18 protein-coding genes are annotated in these 22,745 nt (G+C 57.0%); 9 read left to right on the top strand and 9 right to left on the bottom strand.

Annotation, left to right across the window (positions count from 1 at the left end; all coding sequences use genetic code 11):
- Positions 1 to 10 precede the first annotated feature (10 nt).
- Entirely contained in the window at positions 11 to 712 is a 702-nt protein-coding gene (locus FHC48_RS15410; protein ID WP_045353627.1) for a phosphohydrolase, read from the bottom strand.
- 284 nt (positions 713 to 996) lie between these two features.
- Here FHC48_RS15410 and ompC point away from each other — a divergent pair, with 284 nt between their 5' ends.
- Positions 997 to 2,139, top strand: coding sequence for a porin OmpC (ompC, locus tag FHC48_RS15415; protein WP_023325575.1), 1,143 nt, complete (start codon positions 997 to 999; stop codon positions 2,137 to 2,139).
- A 57-nt stretch (positions 2,140 to 2,196) separates the two neighbouring features.
- On the opposite strand, the gene FHC48_RS15420 is transcribed toward ompC, so the two are convergent.
- Positions 2,197 to 3,060 (bottom strand): N-acetylmuramic acid 6-phosphate etherase, encoded by an 864-nt coding sequence (locus tag FHC48_RS15420; protein WP_008500299.1) that lies wholly within the window; start codon positions 3,058 to 3,060, stop codon positions 2,197 to 2,199.
- Positions 3,061 to 3,225: 165 nt separating this feature from the next.
- Here FHC48_RS15420 and FHC48_RS15425 point away from each other — a divergent pair, with 165 nt between their 5' ends.
- Positions 3,226 to 4,842: a sensor histidine kinase gene (locus FHC48_RS15425; RefSeq protein WP_023293867.1), complete on the top strand. Its 1,617-nt coding sequence runs from the start codon at positions 3,226 to 3,228 to the stop codon at positions 4,840 to 4,842.
- Positions 4,839 to 5,558, top strand: coding sequence for a two-component system response regulator DcuR (gene dcuR / locus FHC48_RS15430; RefSeq protein WP_008500296.1), 720 nt, complete (start codon positions 4,839 to 4,841; stop codon positions 5,556 to 5,558). Before FHC48_RS15425 ends, dcuR begins: the two co-directional genes overlap by 4 nt.
- Here dcuR and FHC48_RS15435 read toward each other — a convergent pair.
- Positions 5,539 to 6,501, bottom strand: coding sequence for an FAD:protein FMN transferase (locus FHC48_RS15435; RefSeq protein ID WP_008500295.1), 963 nt, complete (start codon positions 6,499 to 6,501; stop codon positions 5,539 to 5,541). The genes dcuR and FHC48_RS15435 overlap by 20 nt on opposite strands.
- A gap of 94 nt (positions 6,502 to 6,595) precedes the next feature.
- Positions 6,596 to 9,376, bottom strand: coding sequence for a flavocytochrome c (locus FHC48_RS15440; RefSeq protein ID WP_059365138.1), 2,781 nt, complete (start codon positions 9,374 to 9,376; stop codon positions 6,596 to 6,598).
- 609 nt (positions 9,377 to 9,985) lie between these two features.
- On the opposite strand from FHC48_RS15440, the gene FHC48_RS15445 reads away from it, so the two are divergent.
- Positions 9,986 to 11,494 carry an anion permease gene (locus FHC48_RS15445; protein ID WP_008500292.1) on the top strand — a complete coding sequence of 503 codons (1,509 nt, stop codon included), beginning with the start codon at positions 9,986 to 9,988 and terminating at the stop codon, positions 11,492 to 11,494.
- A gap of 52 nt (positions 11,495 to 11,546) precedes the next feature.
- Positions 11,547 to 13,196 carry a class I fumarate hydratase FumA gene (fumA, locus tag FHC48_RS15450; protein ID WP_039266686.1) on the top strand — a complete coding sequence of 550 codons (1,650 nt, stop codon included), beginning with the start codon at positions 11,547 to 11,549 and terminating at the stop codon, positions 13,194 to 13,196.
- Here the strand turns inward: fumA and FHC48_RS15455 are convergent.
- Complete coding sequence (locus FHC48_RS15455) at positions 13,185 to 14,117, bottom strand: LysR family transcriptional regulator (protein ID WP_119312138.1); 933 nt, start codon at positions 14,115 to 14,117, stop codon at positions 13,185 to 13,187. The two genes, fumA and FHC48_RS15455, sit on opposite strands and share 12 nt — an antisense overlap.
- Positions 14,118 to 14,212: 95 nt before the next feature.
- Here FHC48_RS15455 and FHC48_RS15460 point away from each other — a divergent pair, with 95 nt between their 5' ends.
- The 3 genes from FHC48_RS15460 to FHC48_RS15470 all read left to right on the top strand — a co-directional run bounded on the left by FHC48_RS15460 (position 14,213) and on the right by FHC48_RS15470 (position 17,863).
- Complete coding sequence (locus tag FHC48_RS15460; RefSeq protein ID WP_220420548.1) at positions 14,213 to 15,484, top strand: serine hydrolase; 1,272 nt, start codon at positions 14,213 to 14,215, stop codon at positions 15,482 to 15,484.
- 280 nt (positions 15,485 to 15,764) lie between these two features.
- Entirely contained in the window at positions 15,765 to 17,078 is a 1,314-nt protein-coding gene (locus FHC48_RS15465; RefSeq protein WP_119312139.1) for an MFS transporter, read from the top strand.
- Positions 17,075 to 17,863 (top strand): substrate-binding domain-containing protein, encoded by a 789-nt coding sequence (locus tag FHC48_RS15470; protein WP_039024963.1) that lies wholly within the window; start codon positions 17,075 to 17,077, stop codon positions 17,861 to 17,863. Before FHC48_RS15465 ends, FHC48_RS15470 begins: the two co-directional genes overlap by 4 nt.
- On the opposite strand, the gene FHC48_RS15475 is transcribed toward FHC48_RS15470, so the two are convergent.
- From FHC48_RS15475 to FHC48_RS15485, 3 genes are all read right to left on the bottom strand, one after another.
- Positions 17,838 to 18,737 (bottom strand): LysR family transcriptional regulator, encoded by a 900-nt coding sequence (locus tag FHC48_RS15475; RefSeq protein ID WP_025913330.1) that lies wholly within the window; start codon positions 18,735 to 18,737, stop codon positions 17,838 to 17,840. The two genes, FHC48_RS15470 and FHC48_RS15475, sit on opposite strands and share 26 nt — an antisense overlap.
- 94 nt (positions 18,738 to 18,831) lie before the next feature.
- The gene (locus FHC48_RS15480) at positions 18,832 to 20,361 is read right to left on the bottom strand and encodes a cryptochrome/photolyase family protein (protein ID WP_119312140.1); all 1,530 of its coding nucleotides are present in this window, start codon (positions 20,359 to 20,361) and stop codon (positions 18,832 to 18,834) included.
- Entirely contained in the window at positions 20,358 to 20,504 is a 147-nt protein-coding gene (locus FHC48_RS15485) for a DUF2256 domain-containing protein (protein ID WP_071530926.1), read from the bottom strand. The genes FHC48_RS15480 and FHC48_RS15485 overlap by 4 nt, the downstream gene beginning before the upstream one ends.
- Positions 20,505 to 20,720: 216 nt before the next feature.
- Between FHC48_RS15485 and mtfA the strand changes: the two genes are divergently transcribed.
- Positions 20,721 to 21,518, top strand: a complete 798-nt coding sequence (gene mtfA / locus FHC48_RS15490; RefSeq protein WP_008499488.1) for a DgsA anti-repressor MtfA — start codon at positions 20,721 to 20,723, stop codon at positions 21,516 to 21,518.
- Here mtfA and FHC48_RS15495 read toward each other — a convergent pair.
- The gene (locus FHC48_RS15495; RefSeq protein WP_045353649.1) at positions 21,515 to 22,726 is read right to left on the bottom strand and encodes an MFS transporter; all 1,212 of its coding nucleotides are present in this window, start codon (positions 22,724 to 22,726) and stop codon (positions 21,515 to 21,517) included. The genes mtfA and FHC48_RS15495 overlap by 4 nt on opposite strands.
- Positions 22,727 to 22,745: the final 19 nt, after the last annotated feature.

A 22,745-nucleotide genomic window follows, 5' to 3' on the forward strand; every position in this document is an offset into this window, starting at 1 on the left:
TTACCACAGTTCAGTTGCGCAAACTGCGACGGAAGCGGCTCAGCACCTGGCTATCCAGCCCGAGGCAGTCGCCGTGTAATTCGGCGCTGAGTTTCGCCATAAACTGGATCAGGAAATCGGCATTGTGACGTGCCAGTTCGCGGCCCATTTCCGTCTGCATTGTATCAGGCAAACGCAGCAGCTTGGTCTGAAAATGGTCGAGGGCAAATGCCCTATCGTCGAGGGGGCGCGCATCGGCAAAGGGATCGTCCGCGTCAAATAGCGGCACGCCCAGCGCGCCCGAGACGGCAAAAACGCGCGCCAGGCCGATAGCACCTAACGCTTCCAGCCGGTCAGCGTCCTGCACTATTTTGGCTTCCATACTCTGCGGCGCGATTTCGGCGCTAAAGCTGTGCGCCTCAATCGCGTGCGCGACGGCGGCAATATGCTCTGGCGGAAAGTCCGGAAAGTCGCGGCGCAGAATGTCGCTCGTCTTACGCGCGGCGAGCCTTGACGACTGACTGCGTTCGGGATGATTTTTCGGCAGGCTGACAATATCGTGAAAATAGCATGCGGCCAGAATCACCCGCGGCTCGACCGTGTGGTGAACCATGATTTTTTGCGCCGTCATCCAGACCCGTCGAAAATGCGAAATATCATGTGCGGTATCGTCGTTCTGATGATTTTCCTTGAGCCAGCGCTCAAAGCCATGCTGCCACCGGGCCAGTTCCATCGTCATGTCCTGTTGTTAAAAAGAGGATGAATTATAACATAGCCATATTAAATAAATTAAAAAATAGAAATGCGAAATATTTAATAATAATTACACCTTATAAATTCAATTAATTAATTCACAGGAAAAATAAAGAGATTTATAGAAATAATTTGAAATATTTCATCGAATTTTATTACATTTATTTTTGAAACTAAATCACATCTCCTGGAATAGTATCAACCCTGTAATTACGGAGGGTAATTACATATATTCATATAAATTATCTTTAAAGGGAATATATAATGAAAAGAAAAGTTCTGGCAATTCTTGTACCCGCATTATTAATGGCAGGCGCAGCAAATGCGGCTGAAATGTACAACAAAGACGGCAACAAAGTTGACCTGTACGGCAAGGTCGACGCGCGTCATACCTTCTCTGACAACCCTGGCGACGATGGCGATGAAACCTATGTACAGATTGGTTTCAAAGGCGAAACCCAGATCACTAACGACCTGACCGGTTACGGCCAGTGGGAATATAAAACCTACGCTAACGATACCGAAGGCGCGGGTGATAAATCCTTTAACCGTCTGGCATACGCTGGCCTGAAATTTGGCGAATACGGTTCATTTGATTATGGTCGTAATTACGGCGTCGTGTACGACGTTGAAGCGTGGACCGATATGCTGCCTGTATTTGGCGGTGATTCCTACACCTGGACTGATAACTTTATGGTTGGCCGTACCAACGGTGTTGCGACCTATCGTAATAATGATTTCTTTGGTCTGGTTGATGGCCTGAACTTTGCGCTGCAGTATCAGGGTGCTAACGAAGGTGCTAACGCTAACGAAGATCAGGAAGGCACTAAAAACGGTCATAAAGACGTACGCTTCCAGAACGGCGACGGCTTCGGTATGTCTACCTCCTATGACTTCTCTGGCGATCTGTCCGGCCTGAGCCTGGGTGCGGCGTACTCTTCTTCTGACCGTACCAACGATCAGGTTGCCTACGGCAAAGCCGCAGAAAGCATCGGTTTTGCGGGTGGCGAAAAAGCTGAAGCCTGGACCGTTGGCGCGAAATACGACGCAAACAGCGTTTACCTGGCGATGATGTATGCGGAAACCCGCAACATGACGCCAATCGGCAACGTTGGTATCGCCAACCAGACTCAGAACTTTGAAGCGGTTGCACAGTACCAGTTCGACTTCGGTCTGCGTCCTTCCCTGGCATGGGTTTACTCAAAAGGTAAAGACCTGGACGGTAAAGGATTCAATCAGGATCTGGTTAACTACATCGACCTGGGCATGACCTACAGCTTCAACAAAAACTTCTCCACTTATGTTGATTATAAAATCAACATGCTGGACAACGATGAAGCGCTGTATGACGCATACGGTATTTCCACCGACGACATCGTTGGTGTGGGTATGACCTACCAGTTCTAACCTCTAAAAATACCAAAGGCCGCATCTGCGGCCTTTTTTATTTCTTAACGGTACATATTACGGCGCTTCCTGCAGCGCCACGCGGATAAACCCGTTATTCTGCGCCAGCAGCTCATGAGCTTTCCACGCATCCAGCCCTGTCAGCACCATCAATACCGCTGTTTTACAGTGATGGTTACAGCTCTCCAGCGCCGCTTTTGCCTCCGCCCGGGAGCATCCCCCCGCTTCCATTACAATGGCGATTTGACGTTCGGCCCATTTGGTGTTGCTTGCCTCAAGATCCACCCGCAGGTTGCTGTATACGCGCCCGGTTCGAACGGCCAGCCCGGTAGCGATCATCGAGAGGATCATTTTTTGCGCGATCCCCGCTTTGGTGTTGAGGTAGCCGGCCACCACATCGGCACCCAGTTCGGGGGCTATAACCATACTCGCCAGCTGCGCGGCTTCACTTTGCGCATCACCGGTAATCACGGCGACCGGCGAACCCAGCGACCATGCATGCCGCATCGCTCCCCAGACCCACGGCGTTTTTCCGCTGACGGTCACGGCCAGCATCATATCGTGTTCACCAAATTTAATGGCCTGCAGGTCGGAAACGCCGCGCTCGTAGCTCCCTTCCCCCTCTTGTGCCGTTACGGCCATCACAGGGGTTTTGCCCGGCGCATAGTCATCGGCAACCTGTTGCGCGACACGGCCAGACGGCCCCGCCCCGACAATGACCAGGCGACCACCGTGATTGAGGGTCGCGGCAGCGTTATCCACCGCACGGGCAATCGTCTGTAAACAAGGGGTGATAGCAGCAGAAATGAGTGCATCATCCTGGTGAATGACTTTCAGCATGTCCAGCGTGGACAATCTATCGATATTCATCGTGCTGGCGTGCCGTCTTTCCTTGACCGAACCGGTAAGCATAATGCTCATAAACAGCCTCCTTATTATGAGTACCCACACACTATAAAGTGTTTTATATAGATGACCTGCGAGGAGGGTCACGAAAAGAGGACCAAATCCACGCTTTTACATGGCTTTAAGAAAAGTGCGTCATCGGCGATAATTACCCTCTTACTTAATCATCGCGGAGTGTTGATGAGCGATTTGCAGCCTTTCCTTCCGACGCGCAAGCGCCCCATGAAACTCAATACGCTGGTCACGCTGATGGTGTGCGCGATTATCGGTTCAGTTCTGCTGGTGGTTTTTGCGCTCTATTCGGTGCAGATCACCCGCGCAACGCGCGATGATGTCAAAGACACCGCGCTCGGCATTGCCCGCACCCTCGCCGACAGCCCCGAGATCCAGCGCGGCCTGATGCAGGCACCGCAGGAGAACATTATTCAGCCCATCGCCCAGGCGGTGACGAAGCGAAACGATCTGCTGTTCACCGTGGTCACTGATATGCGCGGGATCCGCTACTCTCACCCGAATGAGGCGCTGCTGGGGCTACATTTTATCGGTGACGATTTAACGCCCGCGCTGGAAGGCAAAGAGAACGTATCGGTTAACCGGGGCGCGCTCGCCGAAGCGCTGCGCGTTTTTACGCCCGTCTACGACGCGCAGCACGAGCAGATTGGCGTGGTGGTCGTCGGAATCTCCCTCAATAAGGTTGAAGAGCAGATCGCTCGCGGGCGGCTAAACGCCGTCTGGACCATTTTGTTCAGTATTTTTATGAGTTCTATGGCGATTTGGGGTCTGGTGCGGGTTCTGAAGCGCATTCTGTTCGGGCTCGAACCCTACGAAATCTCCGCCCTGTTCGAACAGCGCCAGGCGATGCTGCAGTCGCTCCGCGAGGGTGTTCTGGCCGTTGATATACACGGACGCGTGACGATGATTAATCAGACCGCCAGAGAAATATTGCTTCTCCCCTCCGGCAAGCAGACCGAAAACACCAGCGCGCCCCTGCTGGCTAGCCTGCGTGACGTCTCGAAGACGGGCGTCGCACGCCAGGATCAGGAGATCAGCTGCAACGGTCGGCTATTGCTGTGCAACATGGTCCCCGTGAAAAGTCAGGATCGGGTGATCGGCGCCATCACCACCTTCCGTGATAAAACGGAAGTCAGCCAGCTGATGCAGCGTCTGGACGGCATGGTTAACTACGTTGATGCCCTGCGCGCCCACACCCACGAGTTTATGAATAAACTGCATGTGATACTCGGCCTGCTGAATATTAAGCGCTACGACAAGCTGGAAGAGTACATTCTCCAGACGGCACATCATTACCAGACGGATATCGGTACGATACAGAGCAAGGTAAAATCCCCGGTGGTTGCCGGGTTCCTGCTGGGTAAAATCAACCGGGCGAAAGAAGCGGGCGTCACCCTGACGCTGGCGGATGAAAGCCAGATACCGGATACCGCAAGTGAAGAGCAGGTCGCGGTGCTGATCACCGCGCTGGGCAACCTCATTGAAAACGCGCTCGACGCGATGGAAGGACAGCAGGAGGGCGAGATCGGCCTGCTGCTGCATTATCAGAATGGCTGGCTCAGCTGTGAAGTCAGCGACGATGGCCCCGGCATTGATCCCACTCAGCTGGAGTCTATTTTTACAAAGGGCTTCTCAACAAAAGGTGAAAACCGCGGCGTTGGGCTGTTCCTTGCTCGCCAGCAGATTCAGAACCTTGGCGGCGATATCTCCGTCGAGTCTGAGCCCGGCGTATTTACCCAATTTTTTGTTCACATCCCCTGGGATAGCGAGAGGAAAATCGCGTGATAAATGTGTTAATTGTCGATGATGACGCCATGGTAGCCGACCTCAACCGTCTGTATGTCAACCGTGTTGAAGGCTTTAGCTGCTGCGGCGTCGCCTCCACGCTAAGCCAGGCCGAGGCCATCATTAATAACCCCAGCCAGCCCGTCGATCTGGTTCTGCTGGATGTCTATATGCAGCAGGATAACGGGCTGGATCTGCTGCCCGTGATTCGCGCATCCGGCCGCCCAATCGACGTGATCATGATCTCCTCGGCCGCCGACGCCGCGACGATCCAGACCTCCATCCATTACGGCGTGGTGGATTATCTGATAAAGCCGTTCCAGTTCCCGCGCTTTGAAGAGGCGCTGAACGGCTGGAAGGCCAAGCACAGCCTGATGGGGTCGCACCAGTATTACGAGCAGGCGGACGTCGACCGGCTGATCCACGGCGGGGCGCCGGAACTGGCGGACAGCAAAAAGCTGCCGAAAGGGTTAACGCCGCAAACGCTGCGCACGATTTGCCAGTGGATTGACGCTCACCCGGAGACGGAGTTTTCCACCGACGATCTGGCAAACGCGGTCAATATTTCCCGCGTGTCCTGCCGCAAATACCTGATCTGGCTGGCGCAAATCAATATTCTGTTCACCAGCATTCACTACGGCGCCACCGGGCGTCCGGTGTATCGCTACCGTCTCCAGCCGGAGCAAACGGGCCTGCTCAAGCAATACTGTCAGTAACGCGGTAGGTATCATCCAGCAGGGTAAAGCGGAAGTGGTGTGCTGAAGAGAACACCACTTCTTTTGTTTTGGTCACAAAGATGGCCTCAATGTCGGGGCGCGCACGCAGCGCGGCACAGCCCTTCTCCACGCCCATGCCGTACATCAGCGTGGTCCAGATATCGCCGTCGATGGAATCTTTCGAAATGATGGTCACGCTGTCCAGTTCGTTGTCCAGCGGATATCCGGTGCGCGGATCAAGAATGTGGTGATAGCGTTTGCCGTCTTGTTCAAAATAGCGCTCGTACGTTCCCGACGTGACGACGGAGACGTTCTCAACGATCATCGTGCCGATCAGCGCATCTCCGGCGAACGGTTTTTTCAGCCCGACGCTCCAGCCCCCTTCCGGCGAGCCTAACGTCTGAATGTTGCCGCCGAGGTTAATCAGCCCCAGCTCCGCGCCCTCTTTATGCAGGTAATCCCGCACCCGGTCGGCGATATAGCCTTTGGCAATCGCCCCCAGATCGATCTCCATCCCCGCTCTGGTCAGAAACACGCTGCTGCTGGCCTCATCAAGGAGAACATCCTCGGGCCGGGTTATCGCCAGCAGCGACGCGATTTCATCGGCAGGCGGAACGCTGTCCCCCTGAAAGCCAATCTTCCAGCGCTTCACCAGCGGACCGATCGCCAGATTAAAGGCGCTGTCCTTGAGCAAGCTTGCCGCTTTTGCACAGCGGATCAGATCAAACACCGGCCGACTGACGGTGACCGGATGCTGGCCCGCCGCATGGTTAATGTCCATCACCTGCGAGTGCGCGCGGTTAACGGTGAGCAGATCTTCGTACTGTTTGATCAGACGAAACACGCGGGACGCGAGGGCTTCGTCATGGGAGAAGAGTTTCAGGAGGATGGGCGAGCCCATCAGAACGGCGGAGTAGCTGTAAACGCGATGGCTATCAGGCATGGCAGGAGTCCTCAGAAGTAGCCCCGGCAAGCTCCGCGCCGCCGGGGAAAATGCCGGATAGCGCTGCGCGTATCCGGCCTGGGAAGCAGGTGCCTTACATCTTTTTCGAACGCAGAGCCGCCTGATGTCCTGCAAGGGTACCAAAAATGATGATATCTGCCACTGCGTTACCGCCGATACGGTTGCCGCCGTGGATCCCGCCGACCACTTCACCGGCCGCAAACGCACCTGGCAGCACGTTGTGGTTGCTGTCCAGCACGCAGGTTTCGGTGTTGATGGTCACGCCGCCCATGGTGTGGTGCACGCCCGGTGCAATCTGAATGGCGTAGAATGGCCCTTCATTGATTGGCGCACGCAGCGCGGTGGTACGTCCAAAGTCGTCATCGTGCTGTTTTTCAACGAAACCGTTGTAACGTTCCAGGGTCGCCAGGAAAGCGTGGTAATCCATGCCGAGCGCTTCCGCCAGCGCTTTTGGCGAGCTGGCGCTGGTCACGAAGCCTTTAGCGATGTACTCATCCGCGGCTTTGTTTTTGGCGCGAACATGCTCGTCAAAGACGATGTACGCGTATTTCTCCGGCAGGGCGATGATTGACGCCGAGACTTTATCGCGGGTCGACATTTCGTTGTAGAAGCGTTCCCCTTTCTGATTGACCAGAATCGCCCCGCCGCCGCGGATGGATTCGGAAATCAGGTACGAGGTTTTCTGCTCAACGGTTGGGTGGATCTGGATCTCGCCCATATCAACCGTACCTGCCCCGATACGCTCCAGCAGCGCGATGCCGCCGCCGGTCGCCCCTTTATGGTTGGTGGTAACGAACCCTTCCAGGTCAGGGCGGTATTTCACCACCATCTGGCTGTTAGCGCTGAAGCCGCCGGTAGCGACAATCACGCTTTTCGCTGCCACGGTGAGGGTTTCGTTCTCTTCGGTGGTCAGGCGCACGCCGGTCACTTCGCCGTTTTCGAAGAGGATGTCGCTGACGGAGGTATCCAGCATCACCTCGATGTTGCGTTTGTTGACGTTACGCACCAGGCCGCTGATCAGGTAGCCGCCGACCGCTGAGCCGTCTTTTGGACGGTGGGTACGGTCAATGCTCATCCCGCCGGTGGTGGTGATGTCGTTCAGCATGATGCCGCGGGTTGCCAGCCATTCAATCGCCTGCGGCGCGTTCTCAACGAAGCGGTGCAGCAGTTCCGGGTTGTTCTTGTTGCCGCCACCTTTCAGGCTTTCCTGGTAGAACAGCTCTTTGCTGTCCTGAATGCCCTTCACGCGCTGGAAGCGGGTTTCTGCGGCGTTCATCCCGGCAGAGGCTTTAATGGTGTTCCCACCGATGGTTGGCATTTTCTCAACAATCAGCACGCTCGCGCCTTCGTCGTGCGCCTGAATCGCCGCCGCCAGACCGGCGCCGCCGCTGCCGACAACCACCACGTCCACGCTGCGGGTTTCGTTCGGGTCAACGCCCTCTTCCGCGGCCAGCGCTTTGCTGGATTTCAGCATCGCTTTAGAGACCGCTTTCTTCACCGCCTCGCTCTGGCTGGTTGCGCCGGTGATGGCATCCACGTGCGGGGTGTTGGCATCCAGAATGCGGGTACGGATCTCTTCAAAGCTGGTGACAAACTCAACGTCTTCGCTCGGGCCAGAGGCCAGCTCGATGTCTGCAATGCGGTCAGTTTCCAGACTGACGTTAATCACCAGCTCGTTCGCGTCGTCCTGCACCTTCTCAGTAAACATGCCCGGTTTGAATTTCGATTCGCCCATGCTCATGTCACGGATCATCGCTTCCACCAGCGAGAAGCGCCACAGCGGCTCAGGAATGTTCAGCGCCTCGCGCTGGGTGCTGTCCATAAACAGCTCCAGGTTTTCCCCGGCCGCGATGCGGTCGGGCCAGTCCGGGTAAGCGATGGTGGCACGGCCAACGGCAATCAGGTCGTAACCGTGGTCCAGCGCTTCATTGGCATCGGCGGCATTCACCACGCCGCCCACGCCCATCACCGGTACCTGAGCCAGCGTTTCAGAACGCATCGCGCAGTATTTTTCGATCAGCGGCGTCGGGTCCTGGGTGTCAACAATGGAAGGACGCAGGGTCGCGCCGACGGAGAAGTGGAGGTAGTCCACGCCGCGAGCCGCCAGTTTTTCCAGCAGGTACATGGTGTCTTCAAAGCGGATGCCCGGCACTTCAAGCTCTTCAGGAGAGAAGCGGTAGCCAATAATAAAGGCGTCGTCCGCGTACTGGCGCACCATTTTGTGGGTGATATCCAGTACTGCCAGCGGGAACTTCGCGCGGTTGTCGCGGCTGCCGCCCCACTCGTCATCGCGCTGGTTAGAGTTTGGCGAATAGAACTGCTGAATCAGATAGGTGTTTGCCCCGTGGATTTCCACGCCGTCGAAGCCGGCCTGGATGGCGCGGCGCACCGCTTCACCAAACTTGCCGATCATGCCTTCGACTTCTTCGCCAGTCAGTGCCACTGGCGTTGCTGCGCCCTCACGCGGCGCGGCAACAGCGCTTGGGCCAACCGGCGTACGGCCACCGATCAGTTTCGGGTCGACCATGCGGCCGCCGTGGTAGATCTGCAGCAGGGCTTTAGATCCTTTGGATTTGATCGCCTCCGCGATTTTCGCCAGCCCGGCAATTTTCTCGTCATTATCAATCCCGATCGCGCCCGGGAAGGCGAGACCGAGATCGTCGACGAAGCAGCACTCCACAATGATGGTGCCGATGCTTCCGGAACGGGCACGATAGTACTCCACCAGTTCGCTGGTGACGGTGCCGTCGTAATAGCCGGTGCAGGTGGTCATAGGGGCCATTAACAAACGGTTTTTCAGTTCAGTGCCATTCGGTAATGTGAAGGGGCTAAGAATACGTTCGTTAGTGCTCATAATTGAAACTCCAAACTTTTTAAAATTAAGAATTCGTTATCGGATTGATTTTTTAGTTCGTCGTTATTTGCCGATGTCATGATATTAATATAATGATTTTTTTAGTTTCTAAAGTTATTACGTTAGTTAAAAAACTATTTAATCCCTGCAATAACACAATTAACACATTGGTGTTAGCGAATGTCATTTAGCCATTCACAATAATTTAAAATTCGTTAAATAATGATTGGTAAAACCACTTCTCCAAATAACTAAAAACACCCAACAAAACAAACATATATAAAATCACAGAAAATAAAAATGTTACAAAAATGATAAAATAAACCAATAAAAAAGGGAATACCCACATACGCCAGAGTGGTTATTAATAAAAGCATAAAAATAACGCTGCAATTCTATTTTTTTGATCGCGATCAATAGTTATGGCATCCAAAAGCGCAATATAAAAACATCATCAATTTTTAATTTAGCGCCTCCATAAAAGCGTTAAATTGCTATTACTGAAAATACAAAATCGCACCTTTAATAACTAAAAAAAGCAAAGAAACTTAAGAAAGTGATTTTGTTTTTCAGTACGACCGAATCTTTGACAACTTAAGACGTGAAACTATGAATACAAAAACTGCTGTAACGCCCCCTGTGGCGAACCAGGCATCAAATGGAAACGCAAAACGTCTGCTGATGATGGCACTGCCCGTCATCGTCGCCGTACTGCTGCTGTTTGTTCCGGTACCGGAAGGCCTGCCTCCTTACGCGTGGCACTATTTCGCTATCTTCGTTGGCGTGATCGTCGGTTTGATCTTCGAACCGCTGCCGGGCGCGGTGATCGGTCTCACCGGCGTGGTCGCCATTGCGCTGTGCAGCCAGTGGGTGCTGTTCAGCCCTGAACAGCTGGCTGATCCGAAATTCAAGCTGGCGGGCGCCTCCTTTAAATGGGCGGTGAGCGGGTTTGGTAACTCTACCGTCTGGCTGATTTTCGGTGCCTTTATGTTCGCCGCAGGCTATGACAAAACCCGCTTCGGCCGCCGTCTGGCGCTGATTCTGGTGAAATACCTCGGCCGTCGCAGCCTGACGCTCGGTTACGCGATTACGTTTGCTGACCTGCTGCTGGCACCGTTCACCCCGTCCAACACCGCGCGCAGCGGCGGGACCATCTACCCGATCATCGCTAACCTGCCGCCGCTGTACGGTTCAAAACCGAACGACCCAAGCGCGCGTAAGATTGGTTCGTATCTGATGTGGGTGGCGATCACTGCGGCCTGTATCACCAGCTCAATGTTCCTCTCCGCACTTGCGCCGAACCTGCTGGCCCTGGCGCTGGTGAAAAGTACGGTTGGAATCGATATCTCCTGGGGGACCTGGTTCCTCGCCTTCCTGCCGCTGGGTATCCTGCTGATTCTGGCCATGCCGCTGCTGGCCTACTGGTTCTACCCGCCTGAAGTGAAGGTAAACAACGAAGTGCCGCTGTGGGCGACCCGTGAGCTGGAAAAACTGGGCAAACTGTCCCGCAATGAAATCCTGCTGCTGGTGTTCGTGTGCTGTGCGCTGCTGATGTGGATCTTTGCCGCCGCGTGGATTGAACCGGCTATGGCTGCCCTGCTCATCGTCGGCCTGATGCTGTGGACCGGCGTGCTGGAGTGGAACGACATCACCGGTAATAAAGCCGCGTGGAACACCTTCGTCTGGTTCGCCACCCTGGTGGCGCTGGCGGATGGCCTCTCCTCTACCGGCTTTATCAGCTGGTTAGGTAAAGAAGGCGGTCTGCTGATGAGCGGTATCTCTCCGGGCGTAGCGACCATCGTCCTGCTGCTGGCGTTCTACCTGCTGCACTACCTGTTTGCCAGCACCACCGCGCACACCACGGCGCTGCTGCCAGCGATGCTGACCATCGCCTCCACCATCCCGGGCATGAATATGGAAGTGTTTGTTCTGCTGATGGTGACCTCGCTGGGCGTGATGGGGATCATCACCCCGTACGGCACTGGCCCAAGCCCGATCTACTACGGTAGCGGCTACCTGCCAACCAAAGACTACTGGCGCCTCGGCACCATCTTCGGTGCCATCTTCCTGGCGGCCCTGCTGCTGATTGGCTATCCGTGGATGTCCATGATGTTCTGATTCCTGACCGCCGGACTTCTCCTCCGGCGGTTTTATTTTTTTGGAGCAAGCTATGTCAAACAAACCGTTTTTTTATCAAAACCCCTTCCCACTGGCGCACGACGACACCGAATACTATCTGCTGACCAAAGAGCACGTCTCCGTTGCTGAGTTCGACGGTCAGGAAGTCCTGAAAGTCGAGCCGGAAGCGCTGACCCTGCTGGCGCAGCAGGCGTTCCACGATGCTGCGTTTATGCTGCGTCCTTCCCACCAGAAGCAGGTCGCCGCCATTCTTAACGACCCGGAAGCGAGCCAGAACGATAAGTACGTTGCCCTGCAGTTCCTGCGTAACTCTGAAATCGCCGCTAAAGGCGTGCTGCCAACCTGCCAGGATACCGGCACGGCGATCATCATGGGTAAAAAAGGCCAGCGCGTCTGGACCGGCGGCGGTGACGAAGCGGCCCTGAGTCAGGGGGTGTACAACACCTACATCGAAGACAACCTGCGCTACTCCCAGAATGCGGCGCTGGATATGTATAAAGAGGTGAACACCGGCACCAACCTGCCGGCGCAGATTGACCTCTACAGCGTTGACGGCGATGAGTACAAATTCCTGTGCATGGCAAAAGGCGGCGGTTCTGCCAACAAAACCTATCTCTACCAGGAAACCAAAGCGCTGATCACCCCGGCGAAGCTGAAAAACTATCTGGTTGAGAAGATGCGCACTCTCGGTACCGCGGCCTGCCCGCCGTACCATATCGCGTTCGTGATCGGCGGCACCTCGGCGGAAGCCACGCTGAAAACCGTGAAGCTGGCTTCCACGCGCTACTACGACGCCCTGCCGACGGAAGGCAACGAACACGGCCAGGCGTTCCGCGACGTTCAGCTCGAACAGGAGCTGCTCCAGGAAGCCCAGAACCTCGGCCTCGGCGCGCAGTTCGGCGGGAAATACTTCGCCCACGACATCCGCGTGATCCGCCTGCCGCGCCACGGCGCCTCCTGCCCTATCGGCATGGGGGTCTCCTGCTCTGCGGACCGCAACATCAAAGCGAAAATCAACCGCGACGGGATCTGGATTGAGAAGCTGGAGCACAACCCGGGCCAGTACATTCCTGAATCACTGCGCCAGCAGGGTGAAGGCGACGTGGTCAGCATCGATCTGAACAAGCCGATGAATGAGATCCTGGCGCAGCTTTCCGCGCACCCGGTCTCTACCCGCCTGTCTCTGAACGGGACCATCATCGTGGCGCGCGACATCGCCCACGCGAAGCTGAAAGAGCTAATCGACAACGGTGAGGAACTGCCGCAGTACGTCAAAGATCACCCGATCTACTACGCGGGCCCGGCCAAAACGCCGGAAGGCTACGCGTCTGGCTCACTCGGCCCAACCACGGCAGGGCGCATGGATTCGTATGTGGACTTACTGCAGTCCCACGGCGCGAGCATGATCATGCTGGCGAAAGGCAACCGCAGCCAGCAGGTGACGGACGCCTGCCATAAGCACGGCGGCTTCTACCTGGGCAGCATCGGCGGCCCGGCGGCGGTGCTGGCGCAAAACAGCATCAAGAGCCTGGAGTGCGTGGCGTATCCTGAGCTGGGCATGGAAGCTATCTGGAAGATCGAGGTCGAGAACTTCCCGGCGTTTATCCTGGTGGATGACAAAGGCAACGATTTCTTCCAGCAGATCCAGAACCCGCAGTGTAAAGGCTGTTCACAGCGCTGAGTGCTTCCATACGTCCGGCAAGAGCGACAGCGTTTCAGCGATTGTGCTGCGCTTGTCGCTCCCCGGCTTCCAGATGGTGACCATCGTCTGACCAATCCCCTGGCTGCCCACTTCGGTGTGCAGCCTTTTTACGTTTTGCCACTGCCCGGCGTGAAAATGCGTCGGTAAGAATCCCCAGCCGCAGCCGCGCTCCAGCAGACCGCGCAGCATCTCCGGCTCATTGGTAAAGAGGGTATGCCCCGAAATCTGCAGGCGGCGCGCCACCGGCTCGTCCGAGGCGGGGTGCATGACGACCTGAGGTACCAGGGAGAGATCGAGCAGCGACAGAGGGGAAGCACTGTCCGCAAACAGCCCGCTGGCGGCATAAAAATCCATCTCGATGGCACCCAGGGCACGCCACTCCATGTCGTTGCCCACGCTGCGGTTGCGCGCCTGGCAGATGGCCAGATCCGCGTCGTTATTCGCCAGCAGCCGTTCCGATTCATCCCGCGAGGCGCAGATAAGGCTCAGGCGGATTTTTCGCACCGCCATTTCAGCAATCACCCCGTGCAGAAAGACTCTGGGCGTAAAAGGATCGTAGACCAGCGTCAGGTCCTGCGTGGCACCGTGCGGCACCTCTCTGGCAAACGCCTCAAAGGCTTTTACCTGCCGCATCAGGAGGTGCGCCTGGCGCTGAAGCTGTTCCCCTTCGGGCGTGAGCCGCAGGGTGCGGCCGTCGCGAATAAACAGCGCGTAGCCCAACCCATCCTCAAGAAAATCAACCAGATCGCGAAGCGTCGTGCGGTCCTTCTTCAGCGCCACCGCGGCTTTACTGAGGCTCCCATTCTCGGCCACGGCGGTAAATGCCTCGAGCTGTGCAAAAGAGTAAATCAGTCCCGCCACGCTACGCTCCCTCTGTTTTTTTGGGGGATTTTCCCCCATTACGAGTTTTTTATTATAGCCCCGGGGTTTTTAAACTGAAGCCGTTCTTAACCTGTAAGAGACGGATATGAAAAAACAGTAAAGTAAACCATGCCCTGCTGGCGGGCCTTGTCTTCAGCACCCTGATCTCCCCTGCGGCAATGGCGGCCTGTAAAGGCACCGACCTCAGCGCCTGCCCTGCCCCCTTCGACACCACGCTGCCTGACACCCATAAGATGCTTACCTGGAGTCAGGCCGATCGCGTGGTGGGCTTTCGCAATGACTACCGCAACTACACCGGGGATGTTTTCCACCACGGTAACGCTGTGCCGCTGGAAATGTCGGACAAGCCGCTCACAGACGCACACTATCAGGTCAACGGCAGGCGCTACGGCCTTAAGGACTACCTCCAGCGGCAGAACGTCAGCGGCATGCTGGTGCTGAAGGATGGCAAAATCGCCTGGAAGTATCTTGGAGAGGGCAATACCGACTCGACGCTCTGGACCTCGCGCTCGGTTGGGAAATCGGTGGTATCGGCGCTGGTGGGCGTGGCCCTCAAAGAGGGAAAAATTCACTCGCTCGACGATCGGATCACGCGGTATGAACCCGACCTGAAAGGCACCGCGTGGGACGGCGTGACGCTTAAGCAGCTGATCACCCATACCTCCGGCGTGGCCTGGAACGAGGATTACACCAACCCTAAATCCGACTTCGCGCAGCTCACCGAGTGCGAGGCGAAGCCGGGTACCTATGACTGCGTGCGCAAGCTGGTGAAGGGGTTACGCTGGGCGCACCCGGCCGGAGAGAACTGGTCTTACTCTTCGGGCGGCGCCTGGCTGCTGGGTGACGTGCTGGAGCGGGCCACCGGCATGACGCTCGCAGCCTATCTGGAGAAAAGCATCTGGCAGCCTTACGGCATGGCGAGCGACGGCGTGTGGCATGCCTACAGCAAAGGCCAGCACGACGTCGGCGCGCACGGCTTTAACGCCACGCTGGAGGACTGGGGACGCTTCGGGCAATTTATCCTGAACAACGGTACGTTACCGAACGGTAAGACCATCCTGCCGGAAAACTGGATCCGGCAGTCGTCAGACTGGACGAAGGCCAAAGGCTCGGTCTCAGACGCCCATCCCGAGGGGCTTTACGGCTATCAGTGGTGGAACAATGAAGTGCCCGCCAACGCCGCGGGCGTAGAGCCGACGGCACAGGATTCGCTGAAAGGTTCGCTCTGGGCGCTGGGCATTTTCGGACAGATGATCGTGGTGAACCCGAAGGAAAATCTGGTCATCGTCCAGTGGTCTACCTGGCCGCAGGCGGAACCGTCCTTCAGCGCCCAGCCGCTGGAAGCCTCTCTGATGTTTAGCGCGATTGCCATGGCGCTGCGCTAAATGGCCTCCGCCGGGTAATGACGCGGTTACCCGGCTCATTCTGAAACGCGCCTCTGCGCCACATCACAAAATCGTAATATCAGAGACTTACATAATATTGGTGAATAAAAAGCCAACATTTTGTTAAGTTATTGTTGCCATTAATGGTATTTATTCGCCGGATTATATTCATGCAAGAAATGCATCAGTCGATGCGGCATTTGCGCTTATCCTTTTCCTCGTCCTGATCCAGTTTTCAGAAACAGACGCGTAAAACGTCAACAATAAACTGGAGATAACCATGTTTTCCTCAACCTCACCTGCAACCGTACGTTCGAAGGCGGGCGCGATACTTCGCGTCACGTCCGGCAACTTTCTTGAGCAATTCGATTTCTTTCTGTTCGGCTTCTATGCCACCTACATCGCCCACACGTTCTTCCCGGCGAGCAGTGAATTTGCGTCGCTGATGATGACCTTCGCCGTCTTCGGCGCGGGCTTTTTGATGCGTCCAATCGGCGCCATCGTGCTTGGCGCCTATATCGACAAGGTGGGGCGCAGAAAGGGGCTGATTGTCACGCTCTCCATCATGGCGGCGGGGACCTTCCTGATCGTGCTGATTCCGTCTTATCAAAGCATCGGTCTGTGGGCGCCGCTGCTGGTGCTGACGGGCCGTCTGCTGCAGGGCTTTTCCGCCGGCGCGGAGCTTGGGGGCGTGTCGGTCTATCTGGCTGAAATCGCCACGCCGGGCCGCAAGGGCTTTTACACCAGCTGGCAGTCCGGTAGCCAGCAGGTCGCCATTATGGTCGCCGCCGCAATGGGCTTTGCGCTGAACGCGGTGCTGGAAGAGAGCGCCATCCGCGAATGGGGCTGGCGCATCCCGTTCCTGTTCGGCTGTTTAATCGTGCCGTTTATCTTTTTCCTGCGCCGCAAGCTGGAGGAGACGGAAGAGTTCAGCGCGCGCCGCCATCACCTGGAGATGCGCCAGGTCTTTAAAACGCTGCTCGCGAACTGGCAGGTGGTGGTCGCGGGCATGCTGATGGTGGCGATGACCACCACGGCCTTTTATCTGATCACCGTTTATGCGCCCACCTTTGGCAAAAAGGTGCTGATGCTGAGCGCGTCAGACAGCCTGCTGGTCACGCTGCTGGTGGCGATCTCTAACTTCATCTGGCTGCCGGTGGGCGGTGCCCTGTCGGACCGTTTTGGCCGCAAGCCGGTGCTGATTGCCATGACCCTGCTGGCGCTGGCGACCAGCTACCCGGCCCTGACGCTGCTGGCGAACGCGCCCAGCTTCTCGATGATGCTGAGCGTGCTGCTGTGGCTCTCCTTCCTCTACGGCCTCTATAACGGCGCGATGATCCCGGCGCTGACGGAAATTATGCCTGCTGAAGTCCGCGTAGCAGGGTTCTCTCTGGCTTACAGCCTGGCAACGGCGGTGTTCGGTGGCTTTACCCCGGTGATGTCCACCGCGCTGATTGAATACACCGGTGACAAAGCCTCGCCGGGCTACTGGATGAGCTTCGCTGCGGTATGTGCCCTGCTGGCAACGCTCTACCTCTACCGCCGTCGTGCGATGTCGCTGCAAAATATCGTCAAGTCACAGGGGGCCGCATGAAACGCACGTCTCGCTATACCGCCAGCGCGCTGGTGCTGATGTTCCTGAGCGTGAGTGCCTGCGCGCAGGACGTGAAGGTCATGATTTCCGGCGGTTTCAAAGCCGCCCTGGAAAAGCTGGCGCCCGAGTATGAACGCCAGACCGGGGATAAAATTGTGGTCATCCCCGGCCCCTCAATGGGCAATACGCCGCAGGCGATCCCAAACCGGCTCGCGCGCGGCGAGAAGGCCGACGTGGTGATTATGGTGGGTGATGCGCTGGAGAAGCTCGAAAAGGCCAGCCAGACCCGGCCGGGTTCGCGAACGGAACTTGCGGACTCTCCCGTTGGCATGGTGGTAAAAAAAGGAGCGGATATACCGGACATCAGCAGCGACGCGAAACTGCGTGAAACGCTGCTGCAGGCCAGCTCCATCGCCTACTCTGATAGCGCCAGCGGCAGGTACGTCAGCCAGGGGCTGTTCAAAAAGCTGGGCATTGAAAAGGAGGTCGCCGATAAAGCGACAATGGTCGAGCGCATTCCGGTCGCGTCGGAAGTGGCTAAAGGAAAATACGCCGTCGGTTTCCAGCAGGTTAGCGAGCTTCTGCCGGTTCAGGGCGTGACCTTTGTCGGGAAAATCCCTGACAATGTGCAATACATCACGCGCTTCGCGGGTGCGGTCACTCGTCACGCTGAACACCCTGACGAGGGGAAAGCGCTGTTGACCTATCTCGCCTCACCGCCCTCACGCGCCGTCATCGAGAAGACGGGGATGATCCCCGTTACGTCCGGCGATACTGCTCGGTGATCTGCTTTTCCAGTTCAGCCGCAATGTAAGACTGGATGCGCCCCCGGCGCCGGATAAGCCCAACGGTGCGTTTCACTTCCGGCGCCACCAGCGGCAGATGCGTCAACAGCGTGTGCTCAGAGGTCGGCATTGACATGGCGGGAACGGCAGCGATGCCAATCCCCGCCTCTACCATACCGAGCATCGTGGTGACGTGACGCGTTTCGCAGACGCTGGGGCGCCCGGGAACTATATCCCCCAGCATCCGATCGAGCAGGTTACGGTTACCTGACGTTTTATCGAGGGAGATATAATCCTGCTGGTAAAACGCCTGCCACGTCAGGTGACTCTTCTGCGCCACGGGGTGATCCTTTCGGCACGCCGCGACGTAGACATCCTCCACCAGCGGGAAAAACTCGATTTCAGACGGCAGGTTTCCTGCGAAGCAGATGCCGAAATCCGCCTGGCTGCGGGCCACGGCGTCAATCACATTCCCCGCGCTGCTGTCGATGAGCTTGATGCGAACGCGCGGATACCGAGACTGAAAACGCCGGATCACGTCGGGCATAAAGTAACAGGCTGCGGAAGGGACCGCGGCAACCGCGATCAGCCCCGTCCGCTCTTCGCTGGCCTTATCGACATCCGCCAGCATTGACTCCACGCTGTCGAGCAGTTGCGCAGAGCGCTCGGCAAAGTTTTGCCCGTAGAGCGTCAGCGCCACGCGGCGGGTGGTGCGATCGAACAGCCTGTTTCCCAGCGCGGCTTCCAGCTTTTCAATCCTGCGGCTCAGCGCCGACTGGGATAAGCAGATAGATTCAGCGGCGACACGGAAGTTACCGTATTCCACTAACGCTCTGAAAGCATAAAGATCGTTAAGGTCAAAATTCACGGGCATAGCGTCTGGATGTCCTGTCAGGGAATACGCAACAAAGTCAAAAATAATAGCGTCTTATTGACCTGCCGCAACCGGCCAGGCGTTGAAATACCGATCAGAGGTCGTTGAGATGCAGGCGGACGTACCCGGCGCGGTCAGCAATGGCCTGCCGATCCTCTTCCGTCATGTCCGCAAGCTGTTTAAAGACAATGCCCAGGCGGGGATTGTTACCGAGACGCGCCTGATTGCGCGCAAAGAAGTCCCAGTAAAGGGCATTGAAGGGGCAGGCCTGCTCTCCGGTACGCTGGTTGTGCTGATACCGGCACCCCTGACAGTAATTACTCATCTTATGAATATATGACGCGCTTGAGACGTAGGGTTTACTGGCCAGCAACCCGCCATCGCCAAACTGGCTCATGCCGAGGGTATTGGGCAGTTCCACCCACTCAAAGGCGTCAATATAGACGCCCAGATACCATTCATGAACCGCCTGCGGCGACAGGCCGCTGAGCAGGCTAAAGTTTCCAATGACCATCAGGCGCTGGATATGGTGGGCGTAAGCCTCGGTGAGCGACTGCCCAACGGCATGCGCCAGGCAGCGCATCTGCGTCTTGCCCGTCCAGAACCAGTCCGGCAGCGGGGCGTGCTGGTCTAAGGCATTCAGTTCCCGATAGCCGGGCATCTGCGACCAGTAGATCCCGCGCACATACTCCCGCCAGCCGAGAATTTGCCGGATAAACCCTTCGACGGCAGGCAGCGGCGCGTGGCCTAAACGCCACGCCTGCTGGGCGGCGGCAACCACTTCCCGCGGATTAAGCATCTTTGTGTTCAGCGCAAACGAAATTAACGAATGGAAAAGAAAAGGTTCCTCCGTGTGCATCGCGTCCTGCCAGTTTCCAAACTGCGGGAGCACGTGCGTGATAAATTCATCCAGCCTGGCTTTGGCTTCAGAACGGTTGAGCGGCCAGCGAAAATTGTCGGCCTGCGGTTCGCCGAAGGTCTTTACGCCGCAGCGTTGGATCTCCGCCCATAAGGCGGAACGATCGTGGCAGGGACGCGCGTCCCCAGGCGCGGGAGGCTCGCCGGACCAGCGCTTGCGGTTTTCAGCATCGAAATTCCATTTCCCCCCTTCCGGCTCGCCTGCTGACGTCAACAGGACGCCGTGCTGACGACGCATTTCCCGGTAAAAGTACTCCATTCGCCAGCTTTTGCGTGACGCAAAGAACGCGCTGACCTGTTCCCGAGTGGTGAAGAAATGCTCGCTGCTGACGCAGGCCGTTTCAACGGAGACCGTCTTCGCCCATGCCTGCAGCTGCGTATCAAGACGCCATTCGTCGGGCTCCTGCCATATCACCCTGCCCGCGCCGTAATGCGCGACAAGCGCGTTGAGATTGTCTTCCAGCGCGCCGCGGTTTGAGTCATCAGAGAGCCGGACATACCTCACCCGATGCCCCTTCTCCTTTAATGCAGAGGCAAACGCGCGCATGGCGGCGAAGATAGCGATAACTTTCTGGGCGTGATGAAGCACATAGGCGGTTTCTGCCCGGAGTTCCAGCATCACGTAAATGATGTTCGGACTGCAGGTATCAAACCAGCTGTGATGAGGATTAAGCTGATCGCCCAGGATCAGACGTAGCTCCGTCAACGGTGGCTCCTGCGACAGCGCTCAGAACAGTATTTAACCTCATTCCAGCATTTCGCCCATTTCTTGCGCCACGTCATGGGCCGCTGGCAGTGCACACACAGTCGACTGGGCAGGTCCTGCTTGTTACCTTTGAAATCGCTCATCTTTTCAATACCGTACTGATTTATTCACCCCACCTGCGGATAAAGGCTACGACAGACTTCACAAAATGAAGGTGATGCCCGCAAACCGCTACCCACCGCTACGTACGAAATGATAGTTTATTCAGGCTGGATTTGTCGCAGCAGGCGATATTCTGGCATCTTAACCGAATCTGACTTTCCCATTTTTGTTCAAGTGACGAGTTTGCGAGCAAAGCGATGATAAAGTGGCCCTGGAAAACGAATGAGGCTGGCCGGGATGTGGCGCTGCCATGGGATGACGCGCTGACGATCCCTGTTCTGGCTAATCTAAACCCGGATGAACAATCGAAACTGGTTCAGCTGGCGGATCGTTTTTTACAGCAAAAGCGCCTGGTGCCGCTGCAGGGGTTTGAACTCGATCCCCTGAAAAACGCCCGCATCGCGCTGCTTTTCTGTCTGCCGGTGCTTGAACTCGGCATTGAGTGGCTGGACGGTTTCCACGAAGTGCTTATCTATCCCGCGCCGTTCGTGGTGGATGATGAATGGCAGGACGATATTGGGCTGGTGCATAACCAGCGCGTGGTGCAGTCCGGACAAAGCTGGCAGCAAGGGCCGATAATCCTCAACTGGCTCGATATTCAGGACTCGTTCGACGCCTCCGGTTTTAATCTGATTATCCATGAAGTGGCGCACAAGCTGGATACCCGCAACGGCGATCGCGCCAGCGGCGTCCCGCGGATCCCGCTTCGCGAGGTCGCGGGCTGGGAGCACGACCTGCACGCGGCGATGGATAACATCCAGGATGAAATAGACCTGGTGGGCGAAAGCGCGGCCAGCATTGACGCCTATGCGGCAACCGACCCGGCTGAGTGCTTTGCGGTGCTCTCCGAATACTTCTTCAGCGCGCCCGAGCTCTTCGCGCCCCGTTTCCCGGCCCTCTGGCAACGTTTCTGCCAGTTTTATCAGCAGGATCCGCTACAGCGCCTGCGGCAGAATGAAGCGTCCGGCGGGCATTCGTCCCGCCAGTTTCATTAAGCTTTTTCAGCAGGGGTACGCTCGGTTGACCATACCCCTATGCTCAGGGCTAAAAACAGCAATGCCATTCCCCACGCGGCCACCGTTAAAGACTGCTCCCCGTAAAAGCGCGTCACGACCGGCACCATCAGCGCGCTGACGCCGTAGCCTAACGTGTGGCTGGTGGCGATGACGCCCGCCCCTTTCCCCGTGGTTAGCCGATCGTTCAGCAGCAGCTGGTAGCCCGGCGTGGCCATCGCCGCCCCGAGTGACGTGATAACAATCCCCACGTAGAACAGCGCTAAACCGGCGACAGCCATCAGCCCAAGCCCGGCCACCATCAGCACCGCCGCGATGCAAAGCAATGTCACCGGGCTGAAATGCTGCGGGCGGACCACCAGAAACTGTGCCGCGAGCGTGGCCAGCGCGGCCAGGCTCAGCAGGAGCGCGACATGATGGCTGATCTCCCGGGCGTTACCGTCCAGCAACGGGCTAAGATGCGGTGACAGGCCAATCTGCATCAGGCTCACCAGCGCCGCCAGCAGCAGCGCCAGCAGCAGGAACGGCAGCATGGAGGCCTGCAGGCGGGTTGCCTGGTGGGCTACCGGCGGCAGCGGCGGGTCAGCGACTTCGCGAAGCACCAGCAGCAGAGCGAGAAGCGGCGCAACCGCCATCAGCCAGAGCGGCGCCACCGGATTAACGCTGAGCATCAGCGCCGCCAGCGGCGGGCCGAGCAAACGCCCGCAGCTGAGGCCGGAGCTTATCGTCGCCAGCGCCGCCATTCTTTTCTCCAGCCCCGCACGCTGAATCGCCCACGTCTGGGCCGCAGGCACCAGCCCCGAGACCGTCAGTCCGTAGAGCAGGCGCGAGAATATAAGCCCCGCCAGCCCCCAGACCGTATCCAGCCTTCCGGCCGCCATCGCCCAGACCACCAGCGCCATCACGACGAAACTGGCCAGATAGCCGCTTAGCGAGGCCAGCATGACGGACTTACACCCCTTCCGCTCGCTCTGACGCCCCCACCAGGGCGAGGCCGGTAAAAAGAGCATGGATCCAAACATCAACAGCCCGGCCCAGACCGAGAGTGACAGCCCGGTCAGGGTGACCAGCTGCGGGAGCATCACCAGCAAACCGTTTTGCCCGATGCCCAGTAACCCCGCAGATAGCGCCAGGGGCCAGTTAGCTTTTGAAGTGACGTTTTCCGTCAAGGTTTCAGAGTCAGCGCGCATGAGAATGTGAACATAGTGT

This window comes from Enterobacter sp. EC_50 (assembly GCF_019584525.1).
Lineage (GTDB): Bacteria > Pseudomonadota > Gammaproteobacteria > Enterobacterales > Enterobacteriaceae > Enterobacter > Enterobacter roggenkampii.